15 protein-coding genes are annotated in these 15,607 nt (G+C 35.0%); 10 read left to right on the top strand and 5 right to left on the bottom strand.

The annotated features are described in order from the left end of the window. Positions 1–106 precede the first annotated feature (106 nt). Positions 107–715, top strand: coding sequence for a superoxide dismutase (locus ACH2AZ_RS03270; protein WP_394906623.1), 609 nt, complete (start codon positions 107–109; stop codon positions 713–715). A 290-nt stretch (positions 716–1,005) separates the two neighbouring features. Here the strand turns inward: ACH2AZ_RS03270 and ACH2AZ_RS03265 are convergent, their stop codons facing one another. Further along, positions 1,006–2,904 (bottom strand): amidophosphoribosyltransferase, encoded by a 1,899-nt coding sequence (locus ACH2AZ_RS03265; protein WP_394906622.1) that lies wholly within the window; start codon positions 2,902–2,904, stop codon positions 1,006–1,008. Positions 2,905–2,959: 55 nt separating this feature from the next. Continuing rightward, positions 2,960–3,883: a PfkB family carbohydrate kinase gene (locus ACH2AZ_RS03260; RefSeq protein ID WP_379047057.1), complete on the bottom strand. Its 924-nt coding sequence runs from the start codon at positions 3,881–3,883 to the stop codon at positions 2,960–2,962. 1,031 nt (positions 3,884–4,914) lie between these two features. Here ACH2AZ_RS03260 and ACH2AZ_RS03255 point away from each other — a divergent pair. From ACH2AZ_RS03255 to ACH2AZ_RS03245, 3 genes are all read left to right on the top strand, one after another. Continuing rightward, positions 4,915–5,610, top strand: coding sequence for a hypothetical protein (locus ACH2AZ_RS03255; protein ID WP_394906621.1), 696 nt, complete (start codon positions 4,915–4,917; stop codon positions 5,608–5,610). Positions 5,611–5,757: 147 nt separating this feature from the next. Beyond that, positions 5,758–6,591, top strand: coding sequence for a CPBP family intramembrane glutamic endopeptidase (locus tag ACH2AZ_RS03250; protein WP_379047063.1), 834 nt, complete (start codon positions 5,758–5,760; stop codon positions 6,589–6,591). Positions 6,592–6,885: 294 nt separating this feature from the next. Beyond that, positions 6,886–7,089 (top strand): hypothetical protein, encoded by a 204-nt coding sequence (locus ACH2AZ_RS03245; RefSeq protein ID WP_394906620.1) that lies wholly within the window; start codon positions 6,886–6,888, stop codon positions 7,087–7,089. Positions 7,090–7,310: 221 nt separating this feature from the next. Here the strand turns inward: ACH2AZ_RS03245 and ACH2AZ_RS03240 are convergent, their stop codons facing one another. Together ACH2AZ_RS03240 and ACH2AZ_RS03235 are read right to left on the bottom strand one after the other, a co-directional pair. Further along, entirely contained in the window at positions 7,311–7,949 is a 639-nt protein-coding gene (locus ACH2AZ_RS03240) for a viroplasmin family protein (RefSeq protein ID WP_394906619.1), read from the bottom strand. Beyond that, positions 7,949–8,536 (bottom strand): phosphoribosylglycinamide formyltransferase, encoded by a 588-nt coding sequence (locus ACH2AZ_RS03235; protein ID WP_379047072.1) that lies wholly within the window; start codon positions 8,534–8,536, stop codon positions 7,949–7,951. Before ACH2AZ_RS03235 ends, ACH2AZ_RS03240 begins: the two co-directional genes overlap by 1 nt. Positions 8,537–8,687: 151 nt before the next feature. On the opposite strand from ACH2AZ_RS03235, the gene ACH2AZ_RS03230 reads away from it, so the two are divergent. The 6 genes from ACH2AZ_RS03230 (at position 8,688) to ACH2AZ_RS03205 (ending at position 13,586) form a co-directional block, all read left to right on the top strand. Beyond that, positions 8,688–8,924: an acyl carrier protein gene (locus ACH2AZ_RS03230; protein WP_147861885.1), complete on the top strand. Its 237-nt coding sequence runs from the start codon at positions 8,688–8,690 to the stop codon at positions 8,922–8,924. A gap of 12 nt (positions 8,925–8,936) precedes the next feature. Further along, on the top strand, positions 8,937–10,190 hold the full coding sequence (gene fabF / locus ACH2AZ_RS03225) for a beta-ketoacyl-ACP synthase II (protein WP_394906618.1): 1,254 nt from the start codon (positions 8,937–8,939) through the stop codon (positions 10,188–10,190). A 14-nt stretch (positions 10,191–10,204) separates the two neighbouring features. After that, the gene (gene rnc / locus ACH2AZ_RS03220) at positions 10,205–10,936 is read left to right on the top strand and encodes a ribonuclease III (RefSeq protein ID WP_394906617.1); all 732 of its coding nucleotides are present in this window, start codon (positions 10,205–10,207) and stop codon (positions 10,934–10,936) included. Between the two features lie 113 nt (positions 10,937–11,049). Then, entirely contained in the window at positions 11,050–11,535 is a 486-nt protein-coding gene (locus ACH2AZ_RS03215) for an IPExxxVDY family protein (protein ID WP_394906616.1), read from the top strand. Beyond that, positions 11,535–12,965 carry a pyruvate kinase gene (gene pyk, locus ACH2AZ_RS03210; RefSeq protein ID WP_394906615.1) on the top strand — a complete coding sequence of 477 codons (1,431 nt, stop codon included), beginning with the start codon at positions 11,535–11,537 and terminating at the stop codon, positions 12,963–12,965. The genes ACH2AZ_RS03215 and pyk overlap by 1 nt, the downstream gene beginning before the upstream one ends. A gap of 132 nt (positions 12,966–13,097) precedes the next feature. Continuing rightward, the gene (locus ACH2AZ_RS03205) at positions 13,098–13,586 is read left to right on the top strand and encodes a hypothetical protein (protein ID WP_379047087.1); all 489 of its coding nucleotides are present in this window, start codon (positions 13,098–13,100) and stop codon (positions 13,584–13,586) included. A gap of 62 nt (positions 13,587–13,648) precedes the next feature. Here the strand turns inward: ACH2AZ_RS03205 and ACH2AZ_RS03200 are convergent, their stop codons facing one another. Then, a complete protein-coding gene (locus ACH2AZ_RS03200) occupies positions 13,649–15,535 on the bottom strand; it encodes a M1 family metallopeptidase (protein ID WP_394906614.1) in 1,887 nt (628 codons plus the stop codon). Between the last annotated feature and the right edge of the window lie 72 nt (positions 15,536–15,607).

Here is a 15,607-nt window from a genome sequence, read left to right as displayed (position 1 = left end):
ATTCAAAAAAGTGTTAAGCATTTAAGTAATTTATAACATATTATTATTGCTTTACTGATTTGTTATAATTATTTTTGATGGAAATAAATTAAAAAAACTTAAATATATGGCTTTTAAACAAAATGACTTAGCATATGCAAAAGATGCACTAGAACCACATATCGATAAAGCAACCATGGAGGTTCATTATGAGAAACACCATGCAGGCTACACGAGCAAATTAAACAATGCAGTTGAAGGTACCAATCTAGCCGATAAATCTATAGAAGATATTTTAAAGAATCTAGATATGGACAATAAGGCTGTGCGAAATAATGGAGGTGGCTTTTATAATCACAACTTATTTTGGGATGTTATGTCTCCTGAGGGAGGTGGTAAACCCACAGGTGATTTAGCCAAAGCTATTGATGAAGCATTTGGTTCTTTCGACGATTTTAAAGAGAAGTTTTCTAATGCAGCCGGTGGTCAATTCGGATCAGGATGGGCTTGGTTATGCGTACATCCAGGAGGTAGATTAGAGATTTGTTCAACCCCTAACCAAGACAACCCGCTTATGCCAGGTGTAGGTTGCGGAGGACACCCCGTTTTAGGTTTAGATGTATGGGAACACGCTTACTACTTAAAATACCAAAATAAAAGACCAGATTACGTGAATGCTTTTTTCAATGTAATTAACTGGGAAGAAGTAGCAAAAAGATACAGTGACGGGAAATAAATAACCCTCATTAAGTCTTTGGTTAACTGCCTACGTTTTAACTTTTTTTTCATCCCGATCATTTCGGCATTTGAAAAAATAATAATGTAGGCAGTTTTTTTATAACAAACTAAAAGAATTAGCGTTTTAAAAATGCAAAAAAAAGGTGGTAAACACCACCTTTTTGCCCCAAATTTTACCATAAACTTAACCTACTTAGATTATGGATACTCAAATATATATTTTTTGAAACAATAAACCTAAATAAAATCAATAAAAAAGCTAAAAAATTAAATAATTAGCACTTTTATTTAATACGCTCGGCTTTTATTGCCTTCATAAAAGTTAATAAATGCTCTATTGACCACACGGTTACCTCCATGGGTAGGATAATCTCCAGTAAAATACCAGTCGCCTAAATTTTTAGGACAAGCTTTATGCAATTGCTCAATCTTTTGATAAATTACCTTTACCTCTGTAGTAATTGCATCATTTTTTAATAATTCTCCTATTTTGTCTGAAATCTCTTCATCACTAAATGGCGCATAAATCTCTTTTACAAAATTTTTCACCTCATGGTCTTCTAGCTCGGTTTGGGCTTTGCATTTTTCATACACCTGTTCTACAATAGCGTATTGATTGTTTTCTTTTAAAAGCTCCAAGGCAGCTCGAAAAGCCACAAAATCTTCTAATCTAGCCATGTCTATACCATAGCAGTCGGGGTATCTTATTTGGGGAGCCGACGATACTACTACTATTTTCTTGGGATTTAAACGATCGAGCATGGTTAAAATACTCTTCTTTAAAGTTGTTCCCCGTACAATCGAGTCATCTATAATGACTAGGTTATCTGTAGGCTTTACTACCCCATAAGTAACATCATAAACATGCGCCACCAAATCGTCTCGGCTGCTATCTTCGGTAATGAAGGTACGTAATTTAGCATCTTTAATGGCTATTTTTTCTGTTCGTAATCTATGCGAGAGAATTTCGGTAAGTCGTTCATCGGTTAGATTTTCTTTTTCCTTTAAGATAGCCTCATTCTTTTGGCGGTTGAGTTCATCTTGCGCAGCTTCGACCATTCCGTAAAATGAAGTTTCGGCTGTATTGGGTATAAAAGAGAAAACAGCATTAATCGTATCGTGATCTATCGCTTTAAGCACATCGGGCATAATGTATTTTCCTAAGTTTTTACGCTCTTGATAAATCTCTGCATCGCTACCTCTCGAAAAATAAATCCGTTCAAACGAGCAAGCCTTTCGCGTTAAAGGCTCAATAATTTTTTTGATCTGTGTTTTACCGTCTTTTTTAGTGATCAAAGCGTGACCTGGTTCTAATTCTTTAACCGATTCAAAAGGAACATTAAAAGCGGTTTGTATTACTGGCCTTTCTGAAGCGGTAACCACCACCTCATCATCAATATAATAGTAAACGGGTCTTATCCCGGCAGGATCTCTAAGTACAAAAGAATCACCGTGACCTATTAAACCAGCCATAGCATAACCGCCATCCCAATCTTTTGAAGAGCGTTTTAAGATTTTAGCGACGTTCAATTTTTTTGCAATATAAGGAGAGGCCTCTTTTTTAGAGTAGCCTTCTTTTTTTGCTTTTTTGTATAATTTTTCTACTTCAGAATCTAAAAAATGACCAATTTTTTCCATTACCGTAACGGTATCGGCTTTTTCTTTGGGGTGTTGCCCCAGCTCTACCAAGTTTTCAAACATGGTACTTACATTAGTCATATTAAAGTTTCCTGCCACAATTAGATTTCTATGCATCCAATTGTTTTGACGCAAAAACGGGTGTACCGCCTCTATACTGTTATTACCAAAAGTACCATAGCGCACATGCCCCAAAAACAACTCTCCTATATAAGGTATGTTCTTTTTTTGTGCTGCAACATCATCCGCGTAAGCTGGGTTGTCTTTTAAACTGGTATTGATACGATCGTTAATTTGAGCAAAAATATCTTGAATGGGTTGGGCCTGGTTAGAACGCACCCGACTGATATAGCGCTCGCCAGGTTGAGTGTTTAATTTTATACTCGCCAAACCAGCACCATCTTGACCTCTATTGTGTTGTTTTTCGAGCATCAGGTACATTTTATTTACACCATAAAATGCCGTGCCGTATTTCTCTTTATAAAATTCTAAAGGTTTTCTTAGCCTAAGTAGCGCTATTCCGCATTCATGTTTAATCGCGTCGCTCATAATGTGTGTTGTGTTGTTGTATTAAAAAACCCTGCCAAGCGGGCAGGGTACAAAATTAATTTAAATCTATTTCAAATTGAGTTAAGGATTTAAAAACTTTCAGTCGCTCCTCAATTTCTTGATCCTCAAGATTTAGCATGCGCTCGGTACCAAATTTTTCTACACAGAAAGATGCTAGGTTAGAGCCGTAAATTATAGCTTTCTTCATATTGGCAAACGAATAATCTTGTGTTTTAGCTAGGTAGCCGGCAAAACCACCCGCAAAAGTATCTCCCGCCCCAGTTGGATCAAAAACCTCTTCTAAGGGTAAGGCAGGCGCAAAAAACATTTCATTTTTATCAAATAATAAAGCTCCGTGCTCTCCTTTTTTAATCACCACATATTTTGGTCCCATTTCTTCGATTGCCCGTGCAGCTTTTACCAGTGAATATTCGCCAGAAAGTTGTCTTGCTTCTTCATCATTTATAGTAATAACATCTACTTTTGCAATCACCTCTTTAAGCTCTGATAGCGTATGATCCATCCAAAAGTTCATGGTATCTAGAATTATCAGTTTAGGTTGCTTAACCTGATTGATCACCCCCATTTGTACAGCAGGATGTAAATTACCCAACATTACCACCTCTGCATCTTGAAAAGCATCGGGTACTACTGGATCAAAATTTTCTAAAACATTTAATTGCGTGTCTAGGGTGTCGCGAGTATTCATATCATTATGGTATCTACCGCTCCAAAAAAAAGTTTTACCATCTTGAATTACCTCTAGCCCATCTATATTGATAGACTTTTCATGAAAGATATCTATGTATTTTTGAGGAAAATCACCTCCCACTACAGAAACAATAGCGCTATTTACACCAAACTTTTGTGCTGCTAAACCAATGTAGGTTCCCGCACCACCTAAAATCTTATCTGTTTTCCCAAAGGGAGTCTCAATGGCATCAAAAGCTACCGTTCCCACAATTAAAAGTTTACTCATGCTTTTTAAATTTTCGGCAAATATAAGGTGTTTAATACAATTTTTAGCAGTAAGAAACAGATGTCTATTTAAATTTCTAATTATTTAAGCCCAATTAAGCTGATTAAAAAAAATTATATTTTTGAACAAAAGCAGCGATTTACAGCCACGTAAAAAATGTGAAAGATCTTGATTTTAAAGAACAAATGAAAAGTGCTACCAAGTGATTTATAATGCTTATGATTTTGAATGCTTTATGTTTGTATATTTGCCTTTACAGGGAAATTAAGGCTAACAGATTTATGTTGTATAGATTATGCTGAAACCTTAACTTCGTATTACACTAACAATAGAAGACAAGCTCGCGGTACCGCAATAAGACTAATGGGTTATTTTTTTTACTTATGAACGATATTTACTTAAACGGATTATTACTTCTTTTGGCAATATTGTATTTTTTGAAAGAATATAAGCACCAAAATGAAGCATTGGTTACAGTTAAACACGGTAAAATTTTATTTTTTTTACAATTTATAGCCTCTATAGTATTCATAGGTCTCATAAGTTTAAAACTAATGAGCGTAAAGATTTTTTTGCTGTTTATCCCCTCCTTAATACTTAGTTTCTACTTAAACTACCGGCTGTACAAATTAAAACCTTCTACCACCAAAATTATTTATACTCTAAGTGTTTATACCATGGTATTGATAGCCATTAAGGTTTTATTATTCCCGTCATAATAAGTTTTTTTATTGACTTGTTAAAAATCATGGGAGTTTAAAAATTTTTATTTCTAGAAACAACCAGCTATGCTAAAAAATCAAACTTTGAGCTACTACCAGCATGGTTAAGCCATGGTTTAAAATATAAATACCATTAAAAATTAGCTTAATTTGTAGATTACTCTCTGTAAAAATCCTTAATAAATTGTATCCTTGTTAATATTATTTAACATTTTTATCTAGTTATATTTGTTTTAATCGTTTTTTTTTTTTGATTTGCAGCCGTTGATCAACAAAAATTAATATTTAATTTAACTATTTATTTAAAAAATGGAAAATTTATTTAGAGTACCCTTTGCGATGTTCATTGCAAGTTTAATTTTTGTGGGTTGTAGTAAAGAGGGAGTTCAAGAAGAGACTGTGAATAGTAGTAATACCTTTAATAGCACTTTAAGTGTTGATATGACTCCTGAAGAAGAAAGTTTAAAGTTTTTTAGAAAACATATGGCAGTTGTTGATGCAAGAGTAAGGTCTTTAAGTTCTGAGAAATTTGTTAGAGAGATTTACTTAGCGAATTTTTCTGAAGAAAGTTGGAGTAAGAATAAGATTGGTCTTGGAGGTTATCCATTTAGTGATGATGGAGAAGGCAATGATCTAATTGCAAATGACGGCATATACACTAGTTTGGAAGAGTACTCTTATAAAGAAGAAGATAATGTGGAGTATGATGATGAACATCCAATTGTTTCGTATCTCGATTATGTTTTTAAATCACAAGAATTTCAGCATAATGAAGAGTTAATAGATTTATATTATGAATACGTAGCTGATTTGCAAGCAGCATCGGGGAGCAAGCCAAAGAAACCTGAAGTAGAACTAAAAGCTCATGTTAGCGGTCATTGTGAAAGTGTTTATTTTTGTTCAGAAGGCTGTATCGCTGATTGGATTTGGGATGAACTTGGTTGTATCTGTTTTGAAAACTGCGGTGATATTGATTTCTCATTTGATTTCAATTTAAGTTGGTAATTAACTGATTTGAAACGGCCTAGTTTTCTAGGTCGTTTTACCTAAAAGAGTAAATGCTCCCAAAAATTGTCTCGTTAATAAATTTTAAAAGTTTATTAATGCGTTTCGCTAAAATGCTCCTTAGGCTTGCCCCAAAGAAATTTATATATGAAAAATTTGCTAAAAAAATACAGTGAATTAAACATTTTATTTTTTTTAATAGTCATTCTCCTCATAAAGGCTTTGCCTTTAAGGCTACTATTTGTAAACTTTATTGCTTTTGATCTAGAAAATATATTTTTTAATTATTTAGAGCTTTTAGTTTTAAACTTTATATGCTTAGGTTTCGTTTTTTATATACTGAAGCGATATAAGTATAAAATTTCATTTTATAACATAAAAGAGACTAATGTTATTTATTTTTTGCCTTTAGTTTTAGCTCTTCTAATTTTTACAAATATATTCTCGAATATTAAATATTTAGATTCTTATGAGCTGCCTCTTTGTATAATTTTGATTTATAGCTTGAATATTTTTTTTTCAGCATTTCTAGAAGAATTGTTTTTTCGAGGTTTTACATTGAGTTTTTTACTTAATCATAATTATAAAAATGTATCAATTATCATCATTAAAAGTGCCTTACTTTTTGGGTTGCCCCACTTTATAAATTTTTTTAATAAAACTCAAGATATATATTCTATTTTATATCAGGTAATATTTGCTATTTCTTTAGGTTTTCTATACTCTGCTGTATATTTAAAGACAAAATCTTTGATTGTCCTTATTTTTTTTCATTTTATTAATAATGTTGTATCTAATATTGATGACCTTATTGTTAAGTATGAAAAAATAACTATTTCTGTAAATAACAATCTTACGTTTTTGCAATTGATTATAGAGACAAGCTTGGTTTGTTGCATATCTGTATTTTTTATTTTTTTAGGTGTTATCATTTTAAGAAAAGTAGATTTTAAAGATGTGATTTTTTTTAAGTTAAATTAAAATTTTATAATTATAACAAATGCAAACCAAATTAGTGAAGACGCTAGGTATTATTTAGATCAATTATTTATAGCTTTAAATGAAGATTCTTCTTTAAATGAGATAATTACTAGGATTGAAGAAATTGAAATTAATGCATATGAAGATGAAGAAATAAACAATAAAGATTTATCTTTTATTTATGTGGCTTCTAATATACAAAAGTATTCATTAAATTATTGGTCTGAAAATTTAAGTCATTGGAAACAAGCGTTTATAGATAAAGGTTTGGTTGAACCAACAAGTTCTAAAAGCGTGGGAAGAGCGCTAGCAGAAATTGGAGCGATGGATGTTGCTGGTGGTGTAATTGCTGCGGGAGCTACATGGGCAGTTAATGTATTTGCTCCACCTCCTATTGGACAATTAGGATATACAGGTGCAATAATTGGAGGAGCGATAACTACATCTGGTTTGACAGCAGCTGGACATATAATGGATGCTATCTTCGATATGTGGTAATTTGCTAGAATCTGTAACTATGAAATTGAAATATAAAGGTATTTCGATAATTATAGCTATATATATAATAGCTGCAATGTGCACATATCTATTTTTTGGTTTGAAATATTTTCTACCAATACTATTTGCAGGTTTTTTTATGATAATATACTATATAAAATTCTATAAAAAGTAATACCTTCTAATATAGCTCATCTTTTAATATTAAAAGATGTGCTATACTACTTCCTCCCAAAATCCGCAGGGATTTCTCCCCAGTTTTTAGTATCCCATTTTATGATTTTGGTGGTGAAGTAATTCGTTGCCAGCCATTTTTCGGCACGATCTATCAATTCAAAAATCGCGGCATTCTTAGGGTTTCGTTTTAATTTAGTATTACATTTCTTTTTATACACCCAGCCAATCGCAATTTTTGAATCGGAATAAACGGCGTGAGTATATTGGTTTTTTTTAAGTAAAGCCAGTGCGTGTACAAGTGCTAGAAATTCACCAATATTATTGGTTCCTTCTTCAAAAGGACCTTTATGAAAAATTTGCTTGTTGTTTTTCATCCAAACACCCCGGTATTCCACCTTTCCCGGGTTTCCGCTTGAAGCGGCATCAACCGCCAGCGCATTAAAATCTACTTCTTTAACTCTGCGTTCAAGTTGTTCTAAACTGGGCTCATTTTTATTATGCGCCTTTGCCTTTACCTCATCGTAGGCTTTATTAAAAGCTTTTTGTGCTTCAGTAAAACTAGAAAAACTCTTGTATTGCGCTCCTTGGTAACCTGTGATTTGTGCTTTACAATCTTCCCAGGAGGTGAAAATGCCGGTTTTTCTTCCTTGCCAAACAACATAATACTTTTGCCTTTTAGCCATTATTGCAATAAGTTTTCTATTATTTGAACAAAATGCTCATGCTCTAAACCGTGAATTTTCTCTTGTAAGGAATCTAAGGTTTCATCGGGTTTAATGGGTACTTTAAATTGCGCTATATGCTCGCCTTCATCATAATTCTCATTCACATAATGAAAAGTTATACCTGTTTCGGTGTCATTATTTTGTAAAACCGCTCGGTGTACAAAACTACCGTACATACCTTTACCTCCATATTTAGGTAACAAAGCAGGATGAACGTTGATTATTTTATTAGGAAAGGCCTCAATAATCGCTTTAGGCATTAACCATAAAAAACCGGCCAGAACAATAAGGTCGGGCTTTATTTGCTGCAACATTTGCAAAAGTTCATTACTTTCATACAAAGCTGCTTTGTCAAAATGTACGGCTTGTACCCCATGCTCATGGGCCATTTTTAAGACAGGAGCTGTCTTTTTATTAGAGAAAACGTGACTTACTTCTACCTCAGCGTGGCTATCAAAGTGCTGTATAATCTTTTTGGCATTAGAGCCTTTACCTGAGGCAAATACCACTATTTTCTTAGTCTGCGGAAGGGATTTATCTTTCAAAACATAGCTTTTTTGGTGAATTATTAGGTAGTAAAAATAGTTACTTTGTATAAATTTATGTAAATTGGGCACACATTTTTGGCAAGAAAACTTGTTTTAACCTAAAGTTTTTTATTTTTGCCACTTAATCAAATTTTAAAATTAGAAGATTATGTCAGACATTGCATCAAGAGTAAAAGCAATTATCGTTGATAAATTAGGAGTTGACGAGAATGAAGTAGTAAACGACGCTAGTTTCACCAACGATTTAGGTGCTGATTCATTGGACACCGTTGAATTAATTATGGAATTCGAAAAAGAGTTCGATATTCAAATTCCAGATGACCAAGCAGAAAACATTTCAACTGTAGGTCAAGCTATTTCTTATATCGAGGAAGCAAAAAAATAATACATCTCAAGTATGGAGTTAAAGCGAGTAGTAGTTACAGGTTTAGGTGCCCTTACCCCCATTGGTAACAATATACAAGAATACTGGGATGGTTTGGTAAGCGGGAGAAGTGGTGGAGCACCCATCACTTATTTTGATACTGATAAATTTAAGACGAAGTTCGCTTGTGAGATTAAAAACTTCCCTTTTAATGAGTATTTTGATCGCAAAGAGTTAAGACGTCTTGATAAATTTGCACAGTATGCTTTGGTAGCTTCAGATGAAGCAATAGCCGATTCAAAACTAAATCTTGATACCATTAATAAACACCGTGTTGGGGTAATATGGGGTGCAGGTATTGGCGGTTTAGAAACTTTTCAAGAAGAAGTTAAAAACTTTGCTAATGGCGACGGTACTCCAAGGTTTAACCCATTCTTTATCCCTAAAATGATTGCTGATATAGCTCCAGGGCATATCTCAATTAAATATGGATTTATGGGGCCAAATTACACGACAGTTTCAGCTTGTGCTTCTTCGGCCAACGCATTGATCGATGCGCTTAATTACATAAGATTAGGCCATAGCGATGTAATTGTTACCGGAGGTAGCGAGGCCGCTGTTACCCAAGCAGGTATGGGTGGTTTTAATGCGATGCACGCACTCTCAACCAACAACGACAATCCAACCAAAGCATCAAAACCCTTTGATGCAACACGAGACGGATTTGTTCTAGGTGAAGGTGCAGGAGCATTAATTCTCGAAGAATACGAACACGCTAAAGCGCGCGGAGCTAAGATTTATGCCGAAGTAGTTGGAGGAGGAATGTCTTCTGATGCTTATCATATGACGGCTCCACATCCTGATGGGATTGGCGTAATGGCCGTGATGGAAAATTGCTTAAAAAACGCTAATTTAAAACCAGAAGATGTAGATGCTATTAATACACATGGTACCTCTACGCCACTTGGTGATGTAGCCGAACTCAAAGCTATTTCTAATGTATTTGGAGAGCATGCAAAGAATATCAATATCAACTCCACCAAATCGATGACCGGGCATTTGCTGGGTGCAGCTGGTGCGGTAGAAGCCATTGCCTCTATCTTAGCTATGCAGCATAGTATAGTGCCACCCACTATTAACCACGAGGTAGCCGATGAAAACATTGACCCTAGTTTAAACCTTACGTTAAATAAGGCGCAAAAACGAGAAGTAAATGTAGCCATGAGCAACACTTTTGGTTTTGGCGGTCACAATGCTTGTATTTTATTTAAGAAATTAACTGAATAAGCCTTTGTAATTATATGAGCATTATTCAAAACATATGGAATTCCCGTTCAAAAAAGAACGGGAATTTTTTTATGGCTATTCAGAAAATTATCGGGTTCAAACCCAAAAACATTGAAATTTACCAACGTGCGTTTACCCATAGATCTATGAATAAAAAAGATCCGCAGGGTAACGATATAAATTACGAACGCTTGGAGTTTCTGGGTGATGCTATGTTAAGCGCAATAATAGCCGCCCATTTGTTTGAAGAAGCCCCTCAAGGAAATGAAGGCTATCTAACCAAAATGCGATCAAAAATAGTAAGCCGTAAACATCTTAATGAATTAGGTAAAGACCTTAACCTCATCGGTTTAGTTAAAACCAGTTTACCAAAACAAAATTTTGGCGATAACATTCACGGCAATCTTTTTGAATCCCTTGTAGGTGCTATTTATTTAGATAAAGGGTATAAAAGCTGTAAAGCGTTTGTAAAGCGCCGCGTAATTGACCCATATGTAGATATTGAGGAGCTAGAAGGCTTCGTTATTAGTTACAAAAGTTTACTTATAGAATGGTGCCAAAAGCAAAAAATCGCTTTTAATTTTGAGTCTTATGAAGATACTGGAGTAGCCGAACAAAAACATTTCGCAGTCAAATTATGGCTAAATGATAACGTACGTGCTAAAGCACGAGCCACCAGCAAGAAAAAAGCAGAAGAAAAAGCAGCGAAAAGAGCCTATTTTGCCTTACAAAATAAGATTGGTTAGTACTTTTATAAGCTACTATTTATCTACTATTCTTCACAATTAGTTAACGTGTTTTTGTGCTGGGATTTTGTTATCTTTGATTTTGGTTGGCACACCAAAAATCAAAAGGAATTATGGCCTATAAATTGCTTGTCGATGAATTGTTAGAAGATGATTTTTACCTTATAGGCATTCACACTTCTTTAGAGCATATTCGATTAGCTTATTTTGCCAATAAATACCTGCAACTACAATTCAAACGATGTGCAAGCGATTTAGATTTTAAAACAGATGAACAATTGGCTTATTTTGCCTTATTTCATCACCAAGATATCTATCGCGAGGTAGATTACTATTTAGTCGAGAACAAAATCAGTTATCTACCGCAAAAAAAACCAACCGCAGGATCTTTGTTTCAGGATTTACCAACAAATACTAGAAACCTCAACTTGATACCCGAATATCCTAAAGTTGACTTCTGGTTGAAAATAGAAAATGAATCTGACGAAAATGAAATTTTAGGTTTCGTGAGCAAGCTTAAAGAAATAAACCAAGTACTGACAGCATATACAATAGATGCGACAAAACTAAAATCAAAACATCATTTAATTTTTAATTAATGAATAACATAAAAAAAACAAAAATAGTAGCCACTCTAGGGCCAGCAACTAGCAATAAAAGCGTTTTAAAAAGCATGCTTGAAAAAGGAGTGAATATTTTTAGAATAAACTTTTCACACGCCAATTATGACGACGTAAAAAAAAGAATTGCGAGTATTCGCGAACTCAATGAAAAATATGGGTTTAACGCGGGCATTCTAGCCGATTTACAAGGTCCTAAATTGCGCGTGGGTATCATGAAAGAAGAAATTGTTGTGAGTAAGGGAGACCAAATCACCTTTGCTACGGGCGAAGAGTTTCAAGGTACAAAAGACCGGGTTTTCATGAATTATAGCGAATTTCCTAAAGATGTGAAGCCAAAAGAACGCATTCTGCTCGACGATGGAAAGTTAATTTTTGAAGTGGTAAACACTAACCTAAAAAATGAAGTAATTACCAAGGTTATTCAAGGTGGGCCGCTACGATCAAAAAAAGGGGTAAATCTTCCCAATACTAATATATCGTTACCGGCTTTAACCGAAAAAGACTTTAAAGATGCACAATTTGCCATTGAGCAAGAAGTAGATTGGATTGCCCTTTCATTTGTTCGTAATGAAAAAGACCTGCAAGTACTCAACGATCTCATTAAAAAACACAGCGAACACAAAATACCGGTAATTGCAAAAATTGAAAAACCAGAAGGAGTAAAAAATATCGATAAGATTATTAGTGCTTGTGACGGTTTAATGGTTGCACGTGGCGATTTAGGTGTTGAGGTTCCTGCCCACGAAGTACCCCTAATTCAAAAACAATTGGTTTTAAAAGCCAAAAAAGCACGTATTCCTGTAATTATCGCCACACAAATGATGGAAACCATGATCTCTAGCCTCACCCCTACCCGAGCAGAGGTTAATGATGTGGCCAACTCTGTTATGGATGGTGCCGATGCGGTTATGCTTAGCGGAGAAACCTCGGTAGGAAAATATCCGGTACAAGTTATCGAAAAAATGTGCCAGATTGTTAAAAGTGTTGAAAACTCAAAACTCATTAGCGTACCCCATGACCCGCCGCATATTCGCACCAACAGGTATATTACCAAAGCTGTTTGTTACCACGCCGCTATTATGGCCAATGAAATTAGCGCCAAAGCCATTTGTACTTTAACCAACTCAGGGTATACCGCCTTTCAAATCTCTGCTTGGCGTCCTAGCGCTCATATTTTAGCTTTTACAAGCAATAAGCGCATACTTACCCAATTGAGTTTATTATGGGGCGTTAATGCCTTTTATTATGATAAATTCGAAAGTACCGATAAAACCGTTGAGGATGTAAATCTTATTGCAAAAAATAAAAAACTGGTAGCCTCAAGCGATTTTGTAATCAACTTGGCCTCCATGCCTATAGAAAATAAAGGAATGGTAAATACTTTAAGGGTATCAGAAATTAAATAAATTATGCTGGGCGTTTCCCAGTAACCCTTTCAAAGGCTTACTGGGTCGGGCTTTCGCTACTCGCTTTTTGCAAAAAAAATGCAAAAGAGCTTAAACAAACCGCTTAATCCCTAACGCAAACAAAAGTAACCTATGAAAAAGAGTATATTTAAATTCATTGCTATGCAGGCGCTTATCGGCGCGGTTATTTACTTTATAATTCACTACTTTATCTTCAATAAACAAGAAGATTTATCAGGTAGTTTGCTTACTACTGTATTTTTTGTGATTTTTATCGCGGTAATTACACCGCTTATTTTTGCTCTTATCCGTAAAATTCGTAAAGTTAAACCTTATAATTTGGCTGCAGACGAGCAGGTTTTACATGAAACAACCGCTTTTATTCCCGCCTATATGTCTGTACAAAAAACCAATATCAGGCTTACAGACAGGAACTTTATTTATTGGCAAGGCAATCAAGAATTGGCCATACCCTATCAACAAATAAGTTTACTTGAACTACAAACACCCTTTGGTGATAGCGCCTATAACATACACCTAAAATTAAATAGAAGAAAAGCCCAGTTGTTTTTTACCGAGGATAAAGAAGCTATTTTAAAGATTTTAAAAAACAAGCTATAATACAAAAAAAAGCGGCCCTTGAAGGCCGCTTTTTTTTTTAGCTGACTTCTATTTCTATACTATTATGGCTTGTAAATATTGTTTTCTCTATTTACATCGGCCATTTTTTGTGAAGGGTCAATCTCTATCTTCTCTATCTGGTTTTTATCGTTAAATAAAATGATTTCATAAGTAGGGTGGCCCCAAGCCCAGGCAGTTAATTTTTCTGCTTCTAAAGGCTTTTGCCAATACATCATTTCTAACGGAATGTAGAACATCCTGCTGCTGCCATCGGTAAAAGTTACCTTTAGCTCAATGGGCATAGGCATTAAACCATGGCGTTTTAGCGTAATTTTAGTACGCTCTGTAGGTAAAGCATTCACTGCTTCAATTCCGTAATCAATGGTATTAGTAGTTCTTGTCCAGTCATTTAAATACCAGCCTAACTGTGCACCACTAACCTTTTCTGCTACACGAATAAAATCATTAGGAGTAGGGTGTTTAAATTTCCAGTCTTGGTAATAACGCTTTAAAGTTTTATCTAAATTTTCTTCCCCTATTAAATAACCCAACTGCGATAAGAAAACGGCACCTTTCGAATAAGCCGCAAGACCATAAGCTTGGTTTAAGACATATCTATCGGCGTGTGTAGTTTGCGGTTGTTCTGCACCCGAATTGGCCAAGTAGATATATCCGCGGTAAGCGTTCTTTAAAGGAAATTCATTGTTTTTATCTAATACATGATCTTCGGCTAGCGTAGAAATATAGGTGGTAAAGCCCTCATCCATCCATTCGTGTTTAGACTCATTGGTCGCCAACACAAATTGAAACCAAGAATGAGCCAATTCATGTGCCGTAACTCCTAATAGGCTTTCATAGGTACGGTTTCCAGTAATTAAAGTGCTCATACCATACTCCATTCCGCCATCGCCACCTTGAATTACAGAATATTGCTTGTAAGGATATGGACCAATGTGCTCATTAAAAAAATCTAATAGCTTTTCTGTATCGGGTTGTAATCTTTTCCAGTTGGCGGTGAAATTGTTTTCTTGCTCATATGCCGGATTATCTTTATATAAAAAGTGCAAGGTTACCCCCTCTTTGGTAACGCGTTTATCGTGTACAAAATCGGGATCTGCTCCCCAGGTAAAATCGTGTACTTGCGGCGCTACAAAATGCCAAGTTAACTTTTTTCCTTTGTGCTTTACGCTAGTACCTTCGGCTTCGTAGCCATGACCTATTTCTTGTGGATTTTGTAAATATCCAGTTCCACCTAATGTATATTCTTTATCGATAGTGATTTTCACATCAAAATCACCCCATACCCCGTGAAACTCTCTTGCGATATAAGGGTTAGCGTGCCAGCCTTCAAAATCATACTCGGCTAATTTAGGGTACCATTGCGCCATAGATAAAGCTACACCCTCTTTACTATTGCGTCCCGATCTTCTTATTTGTTCTGGTATTTGCGCCTTCCAGGTCATTTGTAAAGTGGTTTGCGCGCCAGGCAATAAAGCTTGATTCAGCTTAACTTGCAGAATACTCCCTATTGTTTTATGCTTCACCGCAACTCCGTCTTGAGATAAGGTGTTTACTTTGATATACCCCATTTCTTTATCATTTAGCAAAGCAATGCGACTTACTGGTTTAGGGTTTTCTTTAGTGCCTTGATTTTCTACCATTCTACCATCTGGATCTGGTATATCTTGTAAACGTGCATCCATCTCACTTCCCGGTTGAAAAGCATTGAAGAAAAGATGATAAAAGACTTGTTTTAAGGTATCTGGAGAATTATTGGTATATACCAACTCTTGTTTACCGGTGTAGGTGTAATTTTTTACATCTACATCGATTTCCATTTTATAATCTACATGTTGTTGCCAGTAAGAACCGTTTCCGCCTTGAGCGAAAACAGAAAAGTAACTTAAGCAAGCAATACAAAAAGTTAAAAAAGTTTTTTTGGCTATCATTATAATTGGGTTAAAAAAAAGTGTTCTCTAGGAGCAGCAAATAAAATTATCGACTCTTTAGAGAACACTTAA

Source organism: uncultured Mesonia sp. (genome assembly GCA_947499595.1).
Lineage (GTDB): Bacteria > Bacteroidota > Bacteroidia > Flavobacteriales > Flavobacteriaceae > Mesonia > Mesonia sediminis.
Note: the sequence above shows the minus strand (reverse complement) of the source record. Positions and strands in the feature narration are given on the sequence as shown.

What these genes read in the sequence shown, in the direction of transcription:
- ACH2AZ_RS03250 (WP_379047063.1), top strand. Translation starts at nt 5,758, where the DNA reads ATGAAAAATTTGCTAAAAAAATACAGTGAATTAAACATTTTATTTTTT.
- ACH2AZ_RS03260 (WP_379047057.1), bottom strand. Translation starts at nt 3,883, where the DNA reads ATGAGTAAACTTTTAATTGTGGGAACGGTAGCTTTTGATGCCATTGAG.
- pyk (WP_394906615.1), top strand. Translation starts at nt 11,535, where the DNA reads ATGAATAACATAAAAAAAACAAAAATAGTAGCCACTCTAGGGCCAGCA.
- fabF (WP_394906618.1), top strand. Translation starts at nt 8,937, where the DNA reads ATGGAGTTAAAGCGAGTAGTAGTTACAGGTTTAGGTGCCCTTACCCCC.
- rnc (WP_394906617.1), top strand. Translation starts at nt 10,205, where the DNA reads ATGAGCATTATTCAAAACATATGGAATTCCCGTTCAAAAAAGAACGGG.
- ACH2AZ_RS03205 (WP_379047087.1), top strand. Translation starts at nt 13,098, where the DNA reads ATGAAAAAGAGTATATTTAAATTCATTGCTATGCAGGCGCTTATCGGC.
- ACH2AZ_RS03200 (WP_394906614.1), bottom strand. Translation starts at nt 15,535, where the DNA reads ATGATAGCCAAAAAAACTTTTTTAACTTTTTGTATTGCTTGCTTAAGT.
- ACH2AZ_RS03230 (WP_147861885.1), top strand. Translation starts at nt 8,688, where the DNA reads ATGTCAGACATTGCATCAAGAGTAAAAGCAATTATCGTTGATAAATTA.
- ACH2AZ_RS03240 (WP_394906619.1), bottom strand. Translation starts at nt 7,949, where the DNA reads ATGGCTAAAAGGCAAAAGTATTATGTTGTTTGGCAAGGAAGAAAAACC.
- ACH2AZ_RS03215 (WP_394906616.1), top strand. Translation starts at nt 11,050, where the DNA reads ATGGCCTATAAATTGCTTGTCGATGAATTGTTAGAAGATGATTTTTAC.
- ACH2AZ_RS03270 (WP_394906623.1), top strand. Translation starts at nt 107, where the DNA reads ATGGCTTTTAAACAAAATGACTTAGCATATGCAAAAGATGCACTAGAA.
- ACH2AZ_RS03265 (WP_394906622.1), bottom strand. Translation starts at nt 2,904, where the DNA reads ATGAGCGACGCGATTAAACATGAATGCGGAATAGCGCTACTTAGGCTA.
- ACH2AZ_RS03255 (WP_394906621.1), top strand. Translation starts at nt 4,915, where the DNA reads ATGGAAAATTTATTTAGAGTACCCTTTGCGATGTTCATTGCAAGTTTA.